21 protein-coding genes and 3 tRNA genes are annotated in these 17,110 nt (G+C 72.9%); 9 read left to right on the top strand and 15 right to left on the bottom strand.

Annotated elements, in window-relative coordinates; all coding sequences use genetic code 11:
- The 3 genes from ACRB68_RS05580 to ACRB68_RS05590 all read right to left on the bottom strand — a co-directional run bounded on the left by ACRB68_RS05580 (position 1) and on the right by ACRB68_RS05590 (position 241).
- Positions 1–86: transfer RNA gene (locus ACRB68_RS05580), tRNA-Tyr, on the bottom strand.
- Between the two features lie 4 nt (positions 87–90).
- Positions 91–163 (bottom strand) — tRNA-Leu (locus ACRB68_RS05585).
- A 1-nt stretch (position 164) separates the two neighbouring features.
- A tRNA-Leu gene (locus tag ACRB68_RS05590) sits at positions 165–241 on the bottom strand.
- Between the two features lie 290 nt (positions 242–531).
- Here ACRB68_RS05590 and ACRB68_RS05595 point away from each other — a divergent pair.
- Positions 532–1,110: an RNA polymerase sigma factor gene (locus ACRB68_RS05595; RefSeq protein ID WP_153531103.1), complete on the top strand. Its 579-nt coding sequence runs from the start codon at positions 532–534 to the stop codon at positions 1,108–1,110.
- Entirely contained in the window at positions 1,107–1,742 is a 636-nt protein-coding gene (locus ACRB68_RS05600; RefSeq protein ID WP_153531104.1) for a hypothetical protein, read from the top strand. Before ACRB68_RS05595 ends, ACRB68_RS05600 begins: the two co-directional genes overlap by 4 nt.
- A gap of 4 nt (positions 1,743–1,746) precedes the next feature.
- On the opposite strand, the gene ACRB68_RS05605 is transcribed toward ACRB68_RS05600, so the two are convergent.
- On the bottom strand, positions 1,747–2,790 hold the full coding sequence (locus ACRB68_RS05605; protein ID WP_328593803.1) for a PDR/VanB family oxidoreductase: 1,044 nt from the start codon (positions 2,788–2,790) through the stop codon (positions 1,747–1,749).
- On the bottom strand, positions 2,787–3,665 hold the full coding sequence (locus ACRB68_RS05610) for a metal-dependent hydrolase (RefSeq protein ID WP_153531105.1): 879 nt from the start codon (positions 3,663–3,665) through the stop codon (positions 2,787–2,789). The genes ACRB68_RS05605 and ACRB68_RS05610 overlap by 4 nt, the downstream gene beginning before the upstream one ends.
- 164 nt (positions 3,666–3,829) lie before the next feature.
- Between ACRB68_RS05610 and rnhA the strand changes: the two genes are divergently transcribed.
- Positions 3,830–4,285, top strand: a complete 456-nt coding sequence (gene rnhA, locus ACRB68_RS05615) for a ribonuclease HI (RefSeq protein WP_153531106.1) — start codon at positions 3,830–3,832, stop codon at positions 4,283–4,285.
- Positions 4,286–4,356: 71 nt separating this feature from the next.
- Here rnhA and ACRB68_RS05620 read toward each other — a convergent pair whose 3' ends face one another.
- Complete coding sequence (locus ACRB68_RS05620) at positions 4,357–5,268, bottom strand: RpnC/YadD family protein (RefSeq protein ID WP_153531107.1); 912 nt, start codon at positions 5,266–5,268, stop codon at positions 4,357–4,359.
- A gap of 75 nt (positions 5,269–5,343) precedes the next feature.
- The gene (locus ACRB68_RS05625; RefSeq protein ID WP_153531108.1) at positions 5,344–6,015 is read right to left on the bottom strand and encodes a hypothetical protein; all 672 of its coding nucleotides are present in this window, start codon (positions 6,013–6,015) and stop codon (positions 5,344–5,346) included.
- 23 nt (positions 6,016–6,038) lie between these two features.
- Here ACRB68_RS05625 and ACRB68_RS05630 point away from each other — a divergent pair, with 23 nt between their 5' ends.
- The 4 genes from ACRB68_RS05630 (at position 6,039) to ACRB68_RS05645 (ending at position 9,541) form a co-directional block, all read left to right on the top strand.
- A complete protein-coding gene (locus tag ACRB68_RS05630) occupies positions 6,039–7,514 on the top strand; it encodes an aldehyde dehydrogenase (RefSeq protein WP_328593804.1) in 1,476 nt (491 codons plus the stop codon).
- A 107-nt stretch (positions 7,515–7,621) separates the two neighbouring features.
- Positions 7,622–8,356, top strand: a complete 735-nt coding sequence (locus ACRB68_RS05635; RefSeq protein ID WP_153531109.1) for an SDR family oxidoreductase — start codon at positions 7,622–7,624, stop codon at positions 8,354–8,356.
- Complete coding sequence (locus ACRB68_RS05640) at positions 8,353–9,189, top strand: NAD(P)-dependent oxidoreductase (protein ID WP_153531110.1); 837 nt, start codon at positions 8,353–8,355, stop codon at positions 9,187–9,189. Before ACRB68_RS05635 ends, ACRB68_RS05640 begins: the two co-directional genes overlap by 4 nt.
- Positions 9,182–9,541, top strand: coding sequence for a carboxymuconolactone decarboxylase family protein (locus tag ACRB68_RS05645; protein ID WP_153531111.1), 360 nt, complete (start codon positions 9,182–9,184; stop codon positions 9,539–9,541). The genes ACRB68_RS05640 and ACRB68_RS05645 overlap by 8 nt, the downstream gene beginning before the upstream one ends.
- On the opposite strand, the gene ACRB68_RS05650 is transcribed toward ACRB68_RS05645, so the two are convergent.
- The 4 genes from ACRB68_RS05650 to ACRB68_RS05665 form a co-directional block, all read right to left on the bottom strand.
- Positions 9,538–10,080, bottom strand: coding sequence for an acetamidase/formamidase family protein (locus ACRB68_RS05650; protein ID WP_328593805.1), 543 nt, complete (start codon positions 10,078–10,080; stop codon positions 9,538–9,540). The genes ACRB68_RS05645 and ACRB68_RS05650 overlap by 4 nt on opposite strands.
- 113 nt (positions 10,081–10,193) lie before the next feature.
- The gene (locus ACRB68_RS05655) at positions 10,194–11,303 is read right to left on the bottom strand and encodes a D-alanine--D-alanine ligase family protein (RefSeq protein ID WP_153531112.1); all 1,110 of its coding nucleotides are present in this window, start codon (positions 11,301–11,303) and stop codon (positions 10,194–10,196) included.
- Between the two features lie 58 nt (positions 11,304–11,361).
- On the bottom strand, positions 11,362–12,351 hold the full coding sequence (locus tag ACRB68_RS05660; protein WP_153532328.1) for an NAD(P)H-dependent glycerol-3-phosphate dehydrogenase: 990 nt from the start codon (positions 12,349–12,351) through the stop codon (positions 11,362–11,364).
- A gap of 17 nt (positions 12,352–12,368) precedes the next feature.
- Positions 12,369–13,214, bottom strand: coding sequence for a lysophospholipid acyltransferase family protein (locus ACRB68_RS05665; protein ID WP_153531113.1), 846 nt, complete (start codon positions 13,212–13,214; stop codon positions 12,369–12,371).
- Between the two features lie 84 nt (positions 13,215–13,298).
- Between ACRB68_RS05665 and cofC the strand changes: the two genes are divergently transcribed.
- A complete protein-coding gene (cofC, locus tag ACRB68_RS05670; protein WP_153531114.1) occupies positions 13,299–13,979 on the top strand; it encodes a 2-phospho-L-lactate guanylyltransferase in 681 nt (226 codons plus the stop codon).
- A 10-nt stretch (positions 13,980–13,989) separates the two neighbouring features.
- Entirely contained in the window at positions 13,990–14,199 is a 210-nt protein-coding gene (locus tag ACRB68_RS05675; RefSeq protein WP_153531115.1) for a hypothetical protein, read from the top strand.
- Between the two features lie 101 nt (positions 14,200–14,300).
- Here the strand turns inward: ACRB68_RS05675 and ACRB68_RS05680 are convergent, their stop codons facing one another.
- The 4 genes from ACRB68_RS05680 to leuC form a co-directional block, all read right to left on the bottom strand.
- On the bottom strand, positions 14,301–14,579 hold the full coding sequence (locus ACRB68_RS05680) for an HU family DNA-binding protein (RefSeq protein WP_153531116.1): 279 nt from the start codon (positions 14,577–14,579) through the stop codon (positions 14,301–14,303).
- Positions 14,580–14,737: 158 nt separating this feature from the next.
- Positions 14,738–14,971, bottom strand: coding sequence for an SCO5555 family protein (locus tag ACRB68_RS05685; protein WP_456356035.1), 234 nt, complete (start codon positions 14,969–14,971; stop codon positions 14,738–14,740).
- 101 nt (positions 14,972–15,072) lie between these two features.
- Positions 15,073–15,660 carry a 3-isopropylmalate dehydratase small subunit gene (leuD, locus tag ACRB68_RS05690; RefSeq protein WP_153531117.1) on the bottom strand — a complete coding sequence of 196 codons (588 nt, stop codon included), beginning with the start codon at positions 15,658–15,660 and terminating at the stop codon, positions 15,073–15,075.
- 13 nt (positions 15,661–15,673) lie between these two features.
- Complete coding sequence (gene leuC, locus ACRB68_RS05695; RefSeq protein ID WP_153531118.1) at positions 15,674–17,071, bottom strand: 3-isopropylmalate dehydratase large subunit; 1,398 nt, start codon at positions 17,069–17,071, stop codon at positions 15,674–15,676.
- Positions 17,072–17,110: the final 39 nt, after the last annotated feature.

The following is a 17,110-nucleotide window of genomic DNA, read 5'->3' on the forward strand; positions in this document are numbered from 1 at the left end:
TGGTGGGGCGGGCGGGATTCGAACCCGCTCAGCGCGAGGCACCTGGGTTACAGCCAGGCCCGACTCTCCCGCGTCGGCGCCGCCCCTCAGTGCCCTCGGCAAGATTCGAACTTGCACTGTCCCGGCTCTCATCCGGGTGCCTCTGCCATTGGACTACGAGGGCATGGTGCGGCTCCCGGGATTCGAACCCGGAACATCCAGTTCCTGAAACTGGCCCCTCTGCCTGTTGGGGTAGAGCCGCGCGCACTGCTTCGGGGAAGGCGTCACCCGGAGGTCGCGCGGCCGGTGGTCAGACGGGATACCGGCCGTGGCGAGCGGATGACGCCGAGGGCAGTCGATACAGAAGTCGCTTCATGGCCGGTCCTCCTCTCGGTGTCCTTCGGACGGCCTGACGAGGACTACGGTGCCAGGGCCCGGCGGAGGCGCGCAACGCATTAAATCCCCGTCCGGTGCGACTCCCTGCCCAAGGCCCGGTAACGCGTTCGGCGCGGCGGACCAAGTGGGGGTGAAAGAGCGAGAGGGAGTGAGCTGATGGTCGGAGCGAAGGAGGGTCTCGCCCGCATCGGGCGAGATCCGGCGGCCTTCGAGGAGTTCTACCGGCGGCACATCGAGGCGGTGAGCCGGTTCGTGGCACGCCGGACCGACGATCCGCACGCCGCCGCCGACCTGACCGCCGAGGTGTTCCTCGCGGCGATCGACTCGGCGCACACCTACCGGCCCGCGGCGGGGTCGGAGATCGGCTGGCTGTACGGGGTGGCCCGCAACGTGCTGGCCGCCGAACGGCGCCGCGCGGCGCGGGAGCGGCGGGCGGTCGGCCGGGTCGCCGGGCGGCGGCTGCTGGACGCCGAGGACATCGCCCGGCTGGTGGAGCGGATCGACGCCGAGAGCGCCGGCCGCCGCCTGCACCGGGCGCTGGCCGGGCTGCCCGAGGGGACCCGGGCGCTGCTGGAGCTGATCGCCATGGACGGCCTGACGGTGACCGAGGCCGCCGCGGCGCTGGGCGTGCGCCCGGTGACCGCCCGGGTGCGGCTGCACCGGGCGCGCAAGCTGCTGGACGGCCTGGTCCCCGAGGCGGGCCTGGCGCTCGCGTACGCGAAGGAGGGGGCATGAACACTTTTGAGGAGAGGCTTCTCGTGGAACTGAAGAACGTCGTCGCCGAGCGCGCCGAGATGGCGCCGTCCCGTCGTCCCCGGCGCAACGTCCGGCGTTTCGCCCTCGCCGGCGGGCTGGTGGCGGCCGCGGCCGCGATCGCGGTGGCGGTCCCGCCGCTGCTGGGCGAGGAGGACGTCGCCCAGGCCAACCCGGTCGAGCGCCGTCCCGACGGCACCGTGGTGGTGCACCTGCGCGAGTTCACCCACCCCGAGCAGGTCGAGGCCAGGCTGCGCAAGGTGGGCGTGCCCGCGCAGGTGAACTTCCTGCCGAGCGGCAAGCAGTGCAAGGAGCCGCGGGCGACCTTCCTCGACGGCCGCCGGACCGAGGGGCTCTTCGGGGACGAGACGAGCACCCCGTCGAACGAGGTCGTGATCAAGCCCGGGCTGCTCAAGCCCGGCCAGACGGTGGTCCTGGACGTCTGGGCCAAGCTGAAGGGCGACCGGGTGGAGAGCAGCATCGTGTACCCCGACGTCGCCGTGGGCCAGGTCGGACCCTGCAAGCCGGTGGGCCACGGCCCGGTAGTGGGCGACGACGGGGTCGGGGACGGCCCCGGGTCGATCGAGGAGGAGAGGCGGCGCCTCCCCTACTGACCGGTCACAGGTCCAGGGTCAGCTTCCCCCCGCTGGCGCGGGAGACGCAGATCAGCAGCGAGCCGGGGGCCGCGTCGTTCGGGTGGCGCCGGTCGGCGTCGCCCGCGGCCAGGCCCACCCGGCACGTCCCGCAGAAGCCCTGGCGGCAGGAGTAGGCGACCGACGGCACCTGCTCCTTGACGACGTCGAGGATGGAGCGGTCGGCGGGCACGGCGAGGGTCGTGCCGCTGCGCTTCAGCTCGACCTCGAACGGGCGCCCGTCCGCGATGGGGGCGGGCGCGAACCGCTCGTAGTGCAGGGTGGCCGGGCCGCCGGGGGTGAACGCGGCGCGCACGCCGTCGATCATGGGGGCGGGGCCGCAGCAGTAGATCGCGGCCCCGGCGGGCGCGTCCGCCAGGATCGCGGCGCAGTCGGGGACGCCGTGCTCGTCGTCGGTGCGGACGGTGACCCGGCCGGCCGGCAGCTCGTCCAGGAAGGCCAGCGACGCGCGGGTGCGGCCGGTGTAGACCAGCCGCCAGTCGGCCCCCAGCCGCTCGGCCTCCCGGACCATCGGCAGGATCGGGGTGATGCCGATGCCGCCCGCGATGAACAGGTAGGCGTCGCGGGCCAGGAACGGGAAGGCGTTGCGGGGCTCCTCGACGGTGATCCGCGCGCCCTCGGTGAGGGCCTCGTGGACCTCCCTGGAGCCGCCCGCGCCGTCCGCGAGGCGCCGGACCGCGATGCGGTAGGTGCGGCGGTCGGCGGGGTCGCCGCAGAGCGAGTACTGGCGGCGCCGCCCGGACGGCAGGTGCACGTCCAGGTGGGAGCCGGGCTGCCAGGCGGGCAGGACGCCGCCGTCGGGCGCGCCGAGCCGCAGGCTGACGACGTCCTCGGCCTCGCGCCGGACCTCCTGGACGACCAGGGCGAGCCGGCGGTCGACGGGCCGCACCGGCGGCAGCTCGCGCGGGCGCAGCGCGCGGACCCGCATCATGCCGTTGAGCAGGGCGCTGGTGGCCACCCAGAACGGGTCGCGGGCGCGGCGGCCGCGCAGGTCGGGCGGGATCGTCACCGCAGCCCCGCCTGCGCCGCCGGGGAGGAGGCCAGGTAGGCCAGGGCCTGGCTGGTCGAGCCCTCGTTCAGCGGGCTGTAGGAGCGCTTGAGGTAGCGCCGCACCGACGCGGCGACCATGCGGCCGTCCGGCGTCAGCCCGGCCGGGCCGGTGCGGCGCAGATGGCGCATCCCGCCCTTGATCCGGCCGCGCACCACCGGGTCGGCGGCCATCAGGAAGCGGTGGCCGCGCTGCCACAGCGACGCCAGCATGGAGATCGTGATGGTCATGGCGCGGACCCGGGCGGCGTAGGAGCCGTCCAGGTGCATGTACAGGTCGTGCGCGACGTGCCGGTGCTCGACCTCCTCGGCGCCGTGCCAGCGCAGCAGGTCCATCATCGTGGGGTCGGCGCCGGCCTCGTCCAGCGCCTCCGCGTTGAGGATCCAGTCGCCGAGCACGCCGGTGAAGTGCTCGATCGCGGCGATGATGCCGACCCGCTCGTACAGCCACGACCGGCGGCGCTCGCCGGTGAGGTCGCGGTCGCCGAGCAGCCCCTCGAACATGAAGTCCACCTGGCGCAGGAACGGGCGGACGTCCATCCCCTGCTCCATGAAGTGGTCGAGGACGCCCTGGTGGGAGGAGGCGTGCATGGCCTCCTGGCCGATGAAGCCGAGCACGTCCTCGCGCAGCCGGTCGTCCTCGATGTGGGGGACGGCCTCCTTGAAGACCTTGACGAACCACTCCTCGCCGGCGGGCAGCAGCATGTGCAGCACGTTGATGAGGTGGGTCGCGACCGGATCGCCCGGGATCCAGTGCAGGGGGACCTGCGACCAGTCGAAGCGCACGTCACGGGCCTGGAGGACGAGGTTCTCCGGCTCGGTGAGGTGGACGGTCATGCGGCCTCCCCGGGGGTGGAAAGCAAGAACTTATTGACGAACCGTCCAGAACGGTACATCGCGCCCCGGCGGCCGACAACGGCTCACTCCGGTGAGGCTTGTCACCCCAGTTCAGCGGCCCGGGTGGTACCAATGTCGCAGCGGACGAACAGACAGGAGCCCCCATGACCATCCCGGTGGTGGCGCACACCGACGGCGGCTGCAGCCCGAACCCCGGCGCGGGCGGCTGGGGCGCCGTGCTGCGCTACGGCGAGCACGTCAGGGAACTGTGCGGCGGCGAGCCCGGCACCACCAACAACCGGATGGAGATCATGGCCGCCATCCAGGTGCTGGAGCACCTGACCCGGCCCTCGCTGGTGCACGTCCACACCGACAGCCAGTACCTGCGCCAGGGCGTCACGCAGTGGATGGCGGCCTGGAAGCGCAACGGCTGGCTGACCGCGGCGCGGCAGCCGGTGAAGAACGCCGACCTGTGGCGGCGGCTGGACGAGGCGGCGCGGCGGCACCGCGTCGAGTGGTTCTGGGTCAAGGGCCACGCGGGGCACCCGGAGAACGAGCGCGCCGACGAACTGGCCGCCCAGGGCCGCCGCGAGGCCGCCGCCGCCCTCTCCCTGGGCTGATCACCCGACATGGCGGCGGACCCGCCCGGCCCTGACCGCCCGAGCGGCCCGGCGGACGGGGCCGCTCGGAGTCAGCCGAAGATCTCCTCGGCCCTGCCGACCGTGGCCGCCCGGACGAGCCAGTCGTCGAGCTCGTCCAGGTCCCGGCTGTTCAGAATCCGGCCGCGCACCTTGGGAGGCAGTGTCACGCCACGAGCTTCGAGCACAGTGATCACGGACTCGGCCTTCGCCTCGAGCTTCCCCTTGACCTTGCCCTTGGCTTCCCCTTCAACGCGCCCCTTGGCAATGCCCTCGGCCTCGACGCCGCAGAGCAGGTCACTGTAGAAGCGGTCGCTGACCTTCATCAGGTCCTCCAGGATCGCGCGGGCCTTCTCGGGCACCACGACGTTGACATAGTCATAGTAACGACGCGCCAGCTGACGGTCATCGTCCGCCAGCAGCTTGCTGGCCTCGCAGGCGGCCTCCAACACGGCCTGCCGCTGGGCGCCGGCGGAGTGGAAAAGGGCCGACAGCACGCCGAGCGCGGGATCGGCGACGATCTCGTGGGGGTCGGTCAGCACCGGAACGTGCTCGGGGCACACGACCACCGGCCGCAGCGTCAGCTCGGGGTGGCCCGTCTCGATCGGCGCGGCGCACTTGGCGGCGATGCCCGGGTCCGAGGCGATGACCAGGAGGGTCGCCTGGCAACGGTGCCGGGCACGGAGGGTCGCGAGGTAGAGCAGCCAGGTGTAGTCCTTGGTCCCGTCCTTCTCGCTGTGCTGATGTTCGACGACCACGCCGTGCCTGCGGTCGTCCTCCAGTTCCAGTAGGACGGCCGCGTCGCCGGTGTATTCGCTCGTCTTGTGGTCGGTGAAGGACTCGGAGACCTCGCGCGCGCTGAGGAAGCCCGGCGGGGCGAGGCCGATCCCGTCCAGGAGCTCGGCGGCGAGCTCGGGGTTCCACCGGAACAACTCGGTGGTGATGTCATGTATCTGCGTTGGCACAGACAGTAACTTTAGAGATAGCAAAGCCACTACGTACGGTAAAGAGGCAAGGATTTCCGCTGGTCGGGGCGGTCGTCAGAGGGGGATGTGGGGCGTGCCGTCGCGGAGGGGCGGGAAGCGGTGCGTCGCGGCGGTGGTGCCGCGGGTCATCGCGGTGATCTCGGCCTCGGGCAGGGTCTCGGTGGACTCGTCGATGACCACTTCCCAGCGGCAGTGCGGGACGCGGCCCGCCGGGACGCGGGGCGGGCGGTGCACCGGGCGGATGCGGGCCTTCGGGTTGACGGCCTGCGCGGTGATGTCGAACGTGCCGTCCTCGATGGTGTGGCACATGCCCTTGATCGAGCGTTCGCCGAACGGCTCGACGTCGAGGAGGGCGCCGCAGGAGCGCAGCTGGAAGAAGCCGTGCGTCTCGGAGATCAGCTCGTACTCGACGTCCATGTACGAAAAGGAGAACCCTGGGTCGAGCTGGAGCGACTTGAAGATCGCCGAGACGCCGTCGCCCTCGATCCTCATGATGTCGCGGATGCGTTGCGTGTAGATCGGGCTGGCGCCCTTCCACTCTTCGATGGCGATCTCCTCCACGACTCGCTGACCGTATCGGAGTCCCACAGCGGCAAGTCCAGAACGGTCAAGGAGTTGCGGGATCAGGGCGTACTCGCGGACGAGGCGGACGAGGGCCTCCTTCGACAGGTCCTCGAAGCGGAAGCCGGGGTCGAAGTCGCCCGAATAGTCCTTGCGTTCCGTCATGTCCTGAACTGTAGTCTGGACATGTGTCCAGAACAACCGATCGCTTGTTCAACGACCCCGCCCCCCTCCTGCTGGACGGCCGCCTGACCGAGGCGGCCGCCGCCTTCACGACGCTGAACCCCGCGACCGGGCAGGTGCTCGGCCACGCCGCCGACGGCACCGCCGCCGACATGGACGCCGCGGTCGCCGCCGCCCGCCGCGCGTTCGACGAGACCGGCTGGTCCACCGATGTGGCCTTCCGGGCGCGCTGCCTGCGGCAGTTGCGCGACGCGCTGCGCCGGCACGCCGACGAACTGCGCGAGCTGACGATCGCCGAGGCCGGTGCGCCGCGCTTCCTGACCTTCGGCGCGCACCTGGACGCGCCCGTCGCGGATCTGGGCTGGTTCGCCGACCTGGCCGAGTCCTACGCCTGGACGACCGACCTCGGCCGGGCCGAGCCGATGGGCATGCCGAGCGACCGGCGGATCGTGCGGGAACCGGTGGGCGTCGTCGGCGCGATCACGCCGTGGAACTTCCCGCACCAGATCAACCTCGCCAAGGTCGGCCCGGCGCTCGCGGCCGGCAACACCGTGGTGCTGAAGCCCGCCCCCGACACCCCGTGGTGCGCGGCGGCGCTCGGGGTGCTGGCCGCGCGGGAGACCGACCTCCCGCCGGGCGTGCTGAACGTGGTGACCTCCTCCGACCACGGGCTGGGGGCGCAACTCGCGCAGGATCCGCGGGTGGACCTGGTGTCGTTCACCGGGTCGACCGCGACGGGCCGCAAGGTCATGCAGGCCGCCGCGCGGGATCTGAAGCGGGTGTTCCTGGAGCTCGGCGGCAAGTCGGCGTTCATCGTGCTGGACGACGCCGACCTGCGCGCGGCCTGCTCCTACGCGGCGTTCGCGGGCGTCACGCACGCCGGGCAGGGCTGTGCGATCACCACCCGGATCCTGGTGCCGAGGGAGCGGTACGACGAGGCCGTGCGGATCCTCGCCAAAACGCTCGGAAAGCTCGGTCCAGGTGATCCGCAGGACGACTCGACCATCTGCGGGCCCGTCATCTCGGCCCGGCAGCGCGACCGGATCGAGGGCTATCTGAAGCTCGCCCTTGAGGAAGGCGGCTCGTTCGCCGTCGGCGGCGGCCGTCCGAAGGACCGCGACAAGGGCTTCTGGATCGAGCCGACGCTGATCACCGGACTGGATCCGCGCAGCCGCACGGCCCGCGAGGAGATCTTCGGGCCGGTGCTCGTCGTCCTCCCCCATGACGGCGACGACGACGCCGTCCGCATCGCCAACGACTCCCCCTACGGCCTGTCCGGCGCGGTGCACGGGAGCCCGGAGCGCGCGCGGGCGGTGGCGGCGCGGCTGCGCACCGGCACCGTCAGCGTCAACGGCGGTGTCTGGTACGGCGCGGACGTCCCGTTCGGCGGTTACAAGCAGTCCGGCATCGGCCGCGAGATGGGCGTGGCCGGGTTCGAGGAGTACCTGGAGACCAAGGCGATCGCCGAGGGGGTCACCTGAGAGAGCCGAAGGGGCGCGGCGCCGCCTGGACTGAGGAGCGAGGAACGAGCGACGAGGGAAGGCGGCGCCGAAAGGCGCCCCGGAGGCGAACGGGAAGCAGGGCTTGAATGCGGTTTGAGGGCAGGGTGGCGGTGGTGACCGGCGCGGCCGGCGGCATCGGTGAGGCGTACGCGCGGGCGCTGGCCGCCGAGGGCGCCGCGGTCGTCGTCGCGGACGTGGACGAGCGCGGCCGGGCGGTCGCCGACGAGATCAAGGGCCTGTTCGTGCGGACGGACGTGTCCGACCCGGCGTCGGCCGAGGCGATGGCGACCGCGGCGGTGGAGCGCTTCGGCGGCATCGACCACCTGGTCAACAACGCCGCCGTCTTCGGCACGATGAAGCTGGACTTCCTGTTCACCGTCGACTGGGACTACTACAAGCGGTTCATGGCGGTGAACATGGACGGCGCGCTCGCCTGCGCGCGCGCTTGCTACCCGCACATGCAGGCGCGCGGCGGCGGATCGATCGTGAACCAGTCGTCCACCGCCGCCTGGCAGTACTCGGGCTTCTACGGTCTTGCCAAGGTGGGGGTGAACGGGTTGACGCAGCAGCTCGCGCACGAGCTCGGCGGCATGAACATCCGCGTCAACGCGATCGCGCCCGGCCCGATCGACACCGCGGCCAACCGCGCGGTGGTGCCGGACGGCATGTCGCAGAAGATCGTCCGGGACCGGATGGCGCTGAAGCGGATGGGCACCCCGGCCGACCTGACCGGGATGTGCCTGTTCCTGCTGTCGGACGAGGCGGCCTGGGTGACCGGGCAGATCGTCAACGTGGACGGCGGCGAGGTGTTCCGGGCATGAGGCTCGGCTTCGTCGGCCTCGGCCAGATGGGCGCCCCGATGGCGGCGCACCTGGCGGGCCCGGGCCTGCTCGTCCACGACACCCGGCCCGAGGCGGTGGCGCCGCTGGTCAAGGCGGGGGCGCGCGCCGCGCGCAGCGTCGCCGAGGTCGCCGCGCACGCCGAGGTGGTGTCGGTGATGGTCCGCGACGACGACCAGGTACGCGAGGTCGCCGCCGAGGTGCTGGCGTCCGCGCGGGCGGGCACCGTGCTGGCGGTCCACTCCACCATCGGCGCCCACACCGCCGAAGAGCTGGCCGAACGCGCCGCGCCCTACGGCATCGAGGTGGTGGACGCGCCGGTCAGCGGCGGGTTCATGGGCGCGAGCGCGGGCAGTCTCGCGGTCATGGCCGGCGGCTCGGCGGAGGCGTTCGCGCGCTGCCGGGAGCCGTTCGGCGCCTGGGCCGACCTGGTGCTGCACATGGGCCCGGTCGGCGCGGGCACCCGCGCCAAGCTGGCCCGCAACCTGCTGCACTTCGTGGCGTTCGCCGCCGCCGCCGAGGCGCAGCGGCTCGCCGAGGCGGCCGGGGTGCCGCTGCGCCGGCTCGGCCGGGTCGTCCGGCACACCGACGCGATCACCGGCGGCCCCGGCGCGATCATGCTGCGGCCGACGACCGCGCCGCTCGCCGGGGACGACGGGCTGCGCGACGTCATGCGGCACGTGCGGGCGCTCGGCGAGAAGGACCTGGCCCTCGCCCTGGACCTGGCCGGCGAGCTGGGCGTCGACACCCCGCTCGCGCGGATCGCCCTGGACCGGCTGGCCGCCGGGCTCGGACTGGAGGACGACGATGGATGAGCGCCGCGAACGCGGCCTGGAGATGATGCGCCAGGTCTACGGCTGGGAGATCGGCGACGCCCCGGGCGACTTCTTCGGCATCACCGTGGACCACCTGTTCGGCGACATCTGGACCCGGCCGGGCCTCAGCATGCGCGACCGGCGGCTGCTGCTCGTCGGCGTCCTGGCCGGCCAGGGCCTGAACGACGTGCTGGACATCCAGATCCCCGCGGCCCTCGCCAACGCCGAGCTGTCACCGGACGAGCTGCGCGAGATCGGGATCTTCCTCACCCACTACATCGGCTGGCCGCTCGGCTCCAGGCTCAGCGTGCAGATCGACACGCTGATCGCCCGGCATGGGAAGGGGCGTTAGGACGGCATCAGCATCGGGCCGGTGACGCGGAACCGCTCGACGCCGCGCCGGGTGAGGTTGATCCGCAGGTCGATCCACCCGGCGTGCGCGGCGCGGCGGCAGTCGTCCGCGCCGCTCGCCGGGAAGTGCAGGTCGCCGACCGACAGCTTGGCGCCGAGCACGTGCACCGGCAGCAGGATCCGCGATCCGGCGGCGAGCGGCGCGATGGCGCAGGAGCCGATCTGGCGGCCGCGCGCCGCGCTGCGCACCGGCGCGCCGCCCTCCGGCGCGCAGCCGATCACGCCGGGGTGCCCGGCGCGGGCCGGGACGCCGTCCGCCCGCCCGACGCCGAGGACGTCCACCACGATCACGTCGCCGGGCGCGGCGCCGACCACCACCAGCGGCCCGCACAGCAGCGCGTCGGCGCCGTCCGCGCGGGCCGCGCACTCCATCCGCACCGACCCGCCGGTGATCACTTCGGCCACCGCCGGGATGTCGGGATGCCAGCGGTCGTGCCCGGGGACGGGACGGGCGGGCGGCGCGGCAACGGGCGAGAACACCAAGGCAACAGGTCCTTTTCGGGAGATCGTCACTGGTGACGATCATGCGAGGCACCTGTTTCGGCCCGGTTTCCCCGGGCTGAAGCTTGGGTTAGGCGGCGATCACCCCGCGCCTAGCGCAGCCCGACCGGGCGGCGCAGGGCGGTCTGGATGAGGCGGTCGACGAGCTCGGAGTAGGCCACGCCCGACGCGGCCCACATCTGCGGGAACGCCGACGCCGGGGTGAAGCCCGGCATCGTGTTGATCTCGTTGAGGATCCACTCGCCGTCCGGCGTGTGGAAGAAGTCGACGCGGGCCAGGCCCTCGCAGTCCAGGGCGTCGAACGCCTGGGCGGCGATGCGCTGGACCTCCTCGATCGCGGCCGGCGGCAGGTCCGGCGGGATCGCCATGGTGGTGGCGCCGTCGAGGTACTTGGTCTGGAAGTCGTAGAAGTCCTGGTCGCCGGAGGTGAGCACCTCGGCGGGCAGGCTCGCCTGCGGCGGCCCGTCGTCCAGGCCCTGCAGCACGCCGCACTCGATCTCGCGGCCGGTGACGGCGGCCTCGACGATCACCTTGGGGTCGTGCTCGCGGGCCGTCTCGACCGCGGCCTCCAGGCCCTCCTCGGCGGTGACCCGGGTGATGCCCATGCTGGAGCCGGCCCGGGCGGGCTTGACGAAGACCGGGAAGCCGAGCTCCTTGATCTCGTCGATCTTGCGCTTGCGCTCGCGCCGCCACTCGCGGTCGCCGACCAGCACGTACGGGCCGACCGGCAGCCCGCGGGCCTGCCAGACCAGCTTCATGAAGCCCTTGTCCATGCCGACCGCGCTCGCCAGCACCCCGGCGCCGACGTAGCGGACGCCCGCCAGCTCGAGCAGGCCCTGGATGGTGCCGTCCTCGCCGTAGGGGCCGTGCAGCAGCGGCAGCACCACGTCGACGTCGCCGAGCGCGCGCGGCACCTGGCCCGGCTCGACCACCAGCAGCCCGGCGGAGTCCGGGTCGAACGGCAGCGCGAGGGCCGCGCCCTCGCCGGTCACCTCGGGCAGCCGGCCGTCCTCGATCGCCAGCCGCAGGTCCGCGGGCGCCAGCACCCAGCGGCCGTCGCGGGCGATGCCGACCGGCACCACCTCGTAGCGGTCCCGGTCGATGGCGGCCATGACGGCGCCGGCGGTGACGCAGGAGATGGCGTGCTCGGAGCTGCGGCCGCCGAAGACCACCGCCACCCGGATCTTTGAAGCCTGGGACATGATGCCCGACCCTACCGTCGATCAGCCGGTATCGGCCACGCGCAGGTGGGCGGGCATGTCATACGCCGTAGCGCTCGGGCTTGGGGGAACGGGAGATCAGCGAGATCGCCGCGTCCTTGATCGGCATGTCGTGGTAGAGCACCGCGGCGACGGCCTCGGCGATCGGCATCTCCACGCCGTGCTTGCGGGCCAGCTCCAGCACGGGCTCGGCGGACTTCACGCCCTCGGCGGTCTGCTTGGTGACGGCGACGACCTCCTCCAGCGTCATGCCGCGGCCGAGGTTCTCGCCGAAGGTGCGGTTGCGCGACAGCGGCGAGCTGCAGGTCGCGATCAGGTCGCCCATGCCGGCCAGCCCCGCGAAGGTGTGCTCGTCGGCGCCGAGCGCGGCGCCGAGCCGGGCGATCTCGGCGAGCCCGCGGGTCATCAGCAGCGCCTGGGTGCTGGCGCCGAAGCCGAGCCCGACCGACATGCCGACGCAGAGCGCGACGATGTTCTTCACCGCGCCGCCGAGCTCGCAGCCGACCACGTCGGTGGTGGTGTAGACGCGGAAGTAGGGCGTCATCGTCGCCTCCTGCAGGCGGCGGGCGGCGGCCTCGTCGACGCAGGCGGCGACGGCGGCGCCGGGCTCGCCGGAGGCGATCTCGCGGGCCAGGTTCGGGCCGCAGAACACCGCGATCCGCTCCCGCGGCACGTCCGCGACCTCCTGGATCACCTCCGACATCAGCCGGGAGGAGCCGAGCTCCACGCCCTTCATCAGGCTGACCAGCACCGCGCCGGGCGGCAGGTGCGGCAGCCAGGAGGTGAGGTTCTCGCGCAGCGTCTGGGCGGGCACGGCCAGCGCGACGAAGTCGGCGCCGGCGAGCGCCTCGGCGGGGTCGGTGGTGGCGCGCAGGCCGCCGGGCAGCGCGACGCCGGGCAGGTAGTCGGGGTTCTCCCCCCGCTCGTTGATGTCCGCGACGACGCTCGCGCGCCGCCCCCAGACGGTGACGTCGCCGCCGGCGTCCCTCAGCAGCTTGGCGAACACCGTCCCCCAGGATCCGGCGCCCATCACGGCCGTACGGAACGTCACGTGCCCTCCTTGCCCTCGGTGCCGCGGGCGGCCTCGGCCTCGGCCGCCGCGGAGACGGCCGCGTCGGGGGCGGCCACGTCCCCGCGGGCGGCGCGCCGCTCCGCTAGGACCTTGTGGTGGTCGTAGAGCTCGGCGGGCGGCTCGGTCCCGCGCAGCTCGCCGAGCAGCCCGGCGATCGTCGTCATGATCTCGTCGGTGGCGGCGCGCAGCGTCTCCTTGGTGAGCGGCTGCCCGGCGTAGGCCGACAGGTCCACCGGCGGCCCGGCGATGACCCGCATGGTCTTGCGGGGGAAGGGGTGGAAGCCCTTCTTCAGCCGGCCGCGCAGGCCGCTCTGCTCGCCCTTTTTGTAGGGCAGCAGCTCGTGCGCGCCCCAGGTGGCCAGCGGGACGACCTTGGCGCCGGTCTTCAGCGCCATCCGCGCCGCCCCGGTCTGCCCGGTCATCGGCCACAGGTCGGGGTCGCGGGTGCAGCTGCCCTCGGGGTAGAACATCAGGCACTCGCCGCGCCGCAGCGCCGCCTCGGCGTCGCGCAGCGCGAGCGCGGCGTCGGAGCTGTCGCGGTACACCGGGATCTGCCCGGTGCCGCGCAGGATCGCGCGCAGCACCGGCACGTCGAACAGACTGGACTTGGCCAGGTAGACGGGGTAGCGGCCGGACTCGTACACGAAGTGGGCGAGCGCGAGCGGGTCGGACTCGGAGATGTGGTTCGCCGCGATGATCAGGCCGCCCTCGCGGGGCACGTTGCGCTGGCCGCGCCAGTCCCGCTTGAGCAGTCCGTACAGCAGCGGGCGCAGGATGACGATCGTGAACCTTCGCCAGGCGGGCGAATAGCCGTCGCTCATGCCCGTTCCTCCTCGATCCGGCCACGCCTGAACGTGGGGTGTCCTCAAGTGTCGCGGTTGCTTGCGCATAGTGTCGAGTTCGCCATGTCTACAGCAGAGCGCAGTCCCTCTCATCTCCAGTGGTCGCTCGTGGTCCCGGTCAAGGTGCTGGCCCGGGCCAAGACCCGCATGTCCGGGGCGGCGGGGCCGCACCGGCAGGACCTCGCGCTGGCGGTCGCCGCCGACACCGTCGCCGCGGCGCTGCGCTGCCCGGCGGTGCGCGATGTGATCGTGGTCACCGACGATCCGCGGCCGGCCGCCGAGCTGGCCGCGCTCGGCGCGACCGTGGTGGCCGACGAGCCGGACGCCGGGCTGAACCCGGCCCTGGTGCACGGCGCCGGGCGGGGGCGGGAGGCGGCGCCGGACGCGGGGGTGGGCGCGCTGTCGGCCGACCTGCCCGCGCTGCGCCCGGCGGAGCTGGCGCGGGTGCTGGAGGCGGCGGCCGCGGCGCCCGAGGCGTTCGTCCCGGACGCGGCGGGCATCGGCACGACCCTGTACACCGCGCGGCCCGGCGTGCCGTTCGCGCCGGCCTTCGGCGGCGGCTCGCGCGCGGCGCACCGCGCGCGGGGCGCCCGGGAGCTGCTGCTGGACGGCACCGACAGCGTCCGCCGCGACGTGGACACCCCCGAGGACCTGCTGGCGGCGCTGGCGCTCGGCACCGGCCCGCGCACCGCCGCCGTTTCGGCGCTGCTGCCCGGTCTGCGCGACCTCGCCCGCGAGGCTTAGGATTGCGCCCATGCAGGCCACGGTGCGCACCTACGACGGCGAGACCCGGACGGGCAGCGTCCTGCTCGACGACGGGTCCGAGCTGCCCTTCGACGCCGCGGCGTTCGCGGCGGGCGGCCTGCGGATGCTGCGGTTCGGCCAGCGGGTCCGGCTCGCGATGGACGGGGACCGGATCACGGTGATCACGCTGTCCACGTTCCCGCTGCCCGCCTCGTCCTGACGGCACCGCCCCCGCGCGGCGCGACCCGCACGACGCGACCCCTACAACGCGAACGGCGCCCGGGACCGTGAGGCTCACGGTCCCGGGCGCCGCGGGTGTGGCTACTTCTTGCCGGCCACCAGGTTCTTGAAGTCCGCGCCGGCCTTGAACTTCGGCACCGACGTCGCGGGAACCTCGATGGTCTTGCCCGTTGCGGGGTTGCGGGCCGTACGAGCGGGCCGGTCGGCCTTCTCGAACGAACCGAATCCCGTGATCGCGACCTTGTCGCCCTTGGCGACGGTGGCCTGGATCGTCTCCAGGATGGCGTCGACGGCCTCGGCTGCGGCCTTCTTGCTGCCCAGCCGGTCGGAGATGGCGTCGACCAGCTCACGCTTGTTCATGGGTTACTCCTCTGGTTCCCCCCTTGCCCGAACGAAACTAAGGGAGCGTAGGCAACGACACAATCACCTGAACGGAAGAGTTCCCGTGTCGTAGGCGTTTATGTCGGCCTAGTCCCTGTCTCGCCAGGGCGCCGGACCGGATCCGGCCACCTCGCACGCTATAGGGCATCGGGGCTTCCTTGGAAATCGGCCAGGAACGCGTCCAGTCTGCGATCGGCCAGTTCCGCGTCGCGTTTGGCCAGGTCGGTGATCGCCAGCAGGTGCCGGATGAGCCGCTGCCGGGTCTCGGGGGGCAGCGGCGCGACGAGGCGGTGGGCGTCGCGCAGCCGGCGGGCGAGCCGGGTCAGCACCGGGTCGTCCCACTCGGGTTCGTTCCCCACGCCACTCACGATTCAGACCCCCTGCCGGTACGCGTGTGCCTCCGCACAGGGATTGTCCTCTGTGCGGAGGCACCCGCGCTCGACCGGGGGTGTCAGAGCCGGTCAGGCGCCGCTCAGGCGGTGACCGGCAGCCAGGCCGGACGGGCCTTTTCGAACTCGGCGATGTCCTCGGCGTGGCGCAGGGTGAGGCCGATGTCGTCCAGGCCCTCCAGCAGCCGCCAGCGGGTGTAGTCGTCGATCTCGAAGGCGGCGGTGATGTCGCCGGCGCGCACCTCGCGCGCGACCAGGTCGACGGTGATCTCGGCGGCCGGGTCGTCCTCGGCCGCCGTCTGCAGCGCCTCGACGGTCGCGGCGGGCAGCACGACCGGCAGCAGCCCCATCTTGGTGGAGTTGTTGCGGAAGATGTCGCCGAAGCGCGGCGCGATGACGACGCGGAACCCGTACTGCTGCAGGGCCCACACGGCGTGCTCGCGGGACGAGCCGGTGCCGAAGTCGGGCCCGGCGACCAGGATGCTCGCGCCCTGGTACTGCGGCTGGTTCAGCACGAACGCGGGGTCCTCGCGCCAGGCCGAGAACAGGCCCTTGTCGAAGCCGGTGCGGCTGACCTGCTTCAGCCAGACCGCCGGGATGATCTGGTCGGTGTCGACGTTGCTGCGGCGCAGCGGGACCGCGCGCCCGGTGTGGGTGGTGAACGCTTCCATGTCCAGGATGTCCTTACAGGTCGGCAGGGGCGGCCAGGCGGCCGCGGACGGCGGTGGCGGCGGCGACGGCGGGCGACACCAGGTGGGTGCGGCCGCCGGGGCCCTGCCGGCCCTCGAAGTTGCGGTTGGAGGTCGAGGCGCTGCGCTCGCCCGGGGTGAGCTTGTCGGGGTTCATCGCCAGGCACATCGAGCAGCCGGCCTCGCGCCACTCGGCGCCCGCGGCGGAGACGATCTCGTGCAGGCCCTCGCGCTCGGCCTGCTCCTTGACCTGCATGGAGCCGGGCACGACCAGCATGCGGACGCCCTCGGCGACCTTGCGGCCGCGCAGCACGCCGGCGACGGCGCGCAGGTCCTCGATGCGGCCGTTGGTGCACGAGCCGACGAAGACGGTGTCGACCGCGATCTCGCGCAGCGGGGTGCCGGCGGTCAGGCCCATGTACTCCAGCGCGCGCTCGGCGGCCTGGCGCTCGGCCGGGTCGGCGAAGGAGGACGGGTCGGGCACCGACGCGCCGAGCGGCAGGCCCTGGCCGGGGTTGGTGCCCCAGGTGACGAACGGCGTCAGCGTGGCCGCGTCGATGACGATCTCCTTGTCGAAGACCGCGTCGTCGTCGGTGCGCAGGGACTTCCAGTACTCGACGGCGGCGTCCCACTCGGCGCCCTGCGGCGCGTGCGGGCGGCCCTTGAGGTAGGCGAAGGTGGTCTCGTCCGGGGCGATCATGCCGGCGCGGGCGCCGGCCTCGATGGACATGTTGCAGACCGTCATGCGGCCCTCCATCGACAGCGACCGGATGGCCTCGCCGCGGTACTCGATGATGTGGCCCTGGCCGCCGCCGGTGCCGATCTCGGCGATGATCGCCAGGATCAGGTCCTTGGCGGTCACCCCCTCGGGCAGCGCGCCGTTCACGGTGACGGCCATCATCTTCGGCTTGACCTGCGGCAGCGTCTGGGTGGCCAGCACGTGCTCGACCTCGCTGGTGCCGATGCCGTGGGCCAGGGCGCCGAACGCGCCGTGGGTGGAGGTGTGCGAGTCGCCGCACACCACCGTCATGCCGGGCTGGGTCAGGCCGAGCTGCGGGCCGATGACGTGCACGATGCCCTGGCCGGCGTCGCCCATCGGGTGCAGCCGCACGCCGAACTCGGCGCAGTTCTTGCGCAGCGTCTCGACCTGGGTGCGCGACACCGGGTCGGCGATCGGCTTCAGCAGGTCGGTCGTCGGGACGTTGTGGTCCTCGGTGGCGATCGTCAGGTCCGGGCGGCGCACGGCGCGGCCGGCCAGCCGCAGGCCGTCGAACGCCTGCGGGCTCGTCACCTCGTGCACCAGGTGCAGGTCGATGTAGAGCAGATCCGGTTCGCCCTCGGCACGTCGCACGACGTGCGCGTCGTACACCTTCTCGGCCAATGTGCGGCCCATCGCTCCACCTCACCTGTATCGGGTCCCGGCGCCTCACTG

The organism is Actinomadura macrotermitis (genome assembly GCF_009604375.1).
Classification (GTDB): Bacteria; Actinomycetota; Actinomycetes; order Streptosporangiales; family Streptosporangiaceae; genus Spirillospora; species Spirillospora macrotermitis.

Coding starts and splice junctions, on each gene's coding strand:
- rnhA (WP_153531106.1), top strand. CDS start 3,830: ATGACCATCCCGGTGGTGGCGCACACCGACGGCGGCTGCAGCCCGAAC.
- ACRB68_RS05640 (WP_153531110.1), top strand. CDS start 8,353: ATGAGGCTCGGCTTCGTCGGCCTCGGCCAGATGGGCGCCCCGATGGCG.
- ACRB68_RS05680 (WP_153531116.1), bottom strand. CDS start 14,579: ATGAACAAGCGTGAGCTGGTCGACGCCATCTCCGACCGGCTGGGCAGC.
- ACRB68_RS05600 (WP_153531104.1), top strand. CDS start 1,107: ATGAACACTTTTGAGGAGAGGCTTCTCGTGGAACTGAAGAACGTCGTC.
- ACRB68_RS05625 (WP_153531108.1), bottom strand. CDS start 6,015: ATGACGGAACGCAAGGACTATTCGGGCGACTTCGACCCCGGCTTCCGC.
- ACRB68_RS05635 (WP_153531109.1), top strand. CDS start 7,622: ATGCGGTTTGAGGGCAGGGTGGCGGTGGTGACCGGCGCGGCCGGCGGC.
- ACRB68_RS05675 (WP_153531115.1), top strand. CDS start 13,990: ATGCAGGCCACGGTGCGCACCTACGACGGCGAGACCCGGACGGGCAGC.
- leuC (WP_153531118.1), bottom strand. CDS start 17,071: ATGGGCCGCACATTGGCCGAGAAGGTGTACGACGCGCACGTCGTGCGA.
- ACRB68_RS05645 (WP_153531111.1), top strand. CDS start 9,182: ATGGATGAGCGCCGCGAACGCGGCCTGGAGATGATGCGCCAGGTCTAC.
- ACRB68_RS05610 (WP_153531105.1), bottom strand. CDS start 3,665: ATGACCGTCCACCTCACCGAGCCGGAGAACCTCGTCCTCCAGGCCCGT.
- ACRB68_RS05665 (WP_153531113.1), bottom strand. CDS start 13,214: ATGAGCGACGGCTATTCGCCCGCCTGGCGAAGGTTCACGATCGTCATC.
- leuD (WP_153531117.1), bottom strand. CDS start 15,660: ATGGAAGCGTTCACCACCCACACCGGGCGCGCGGTCCCGCTGCGCCGC.
- cofC (WP_153531114.1), top strand. CDS start 13,299: ATGTCTACAGCAGAGCGCAGTCCCTCTCATCTCCAGTGGTCGCTCGTG.
- ACRB68_RS05655 (WP_153531112.1), bottom strand. CDS start 11,303: ATGTCCCAGGCTTCAAAGATCCGGGTGGCGGTGGTCTTCGGCGGCCGC.
- ACRB68_RS05595 (WP_153531103.1), top strand. CDS start 532: ATGGTCGGAGCGAAGGAGGGTCTCGCCCGCATCGGGCGAGATCCGGCG.
- ACRB68_RS05660 (WP_153532328.1), bottom strand. CDS start 12,351: ATGGGCGCCGGATCCTGGGGGACGGTGTTCGCCAAGCTGCTGAGGGAC.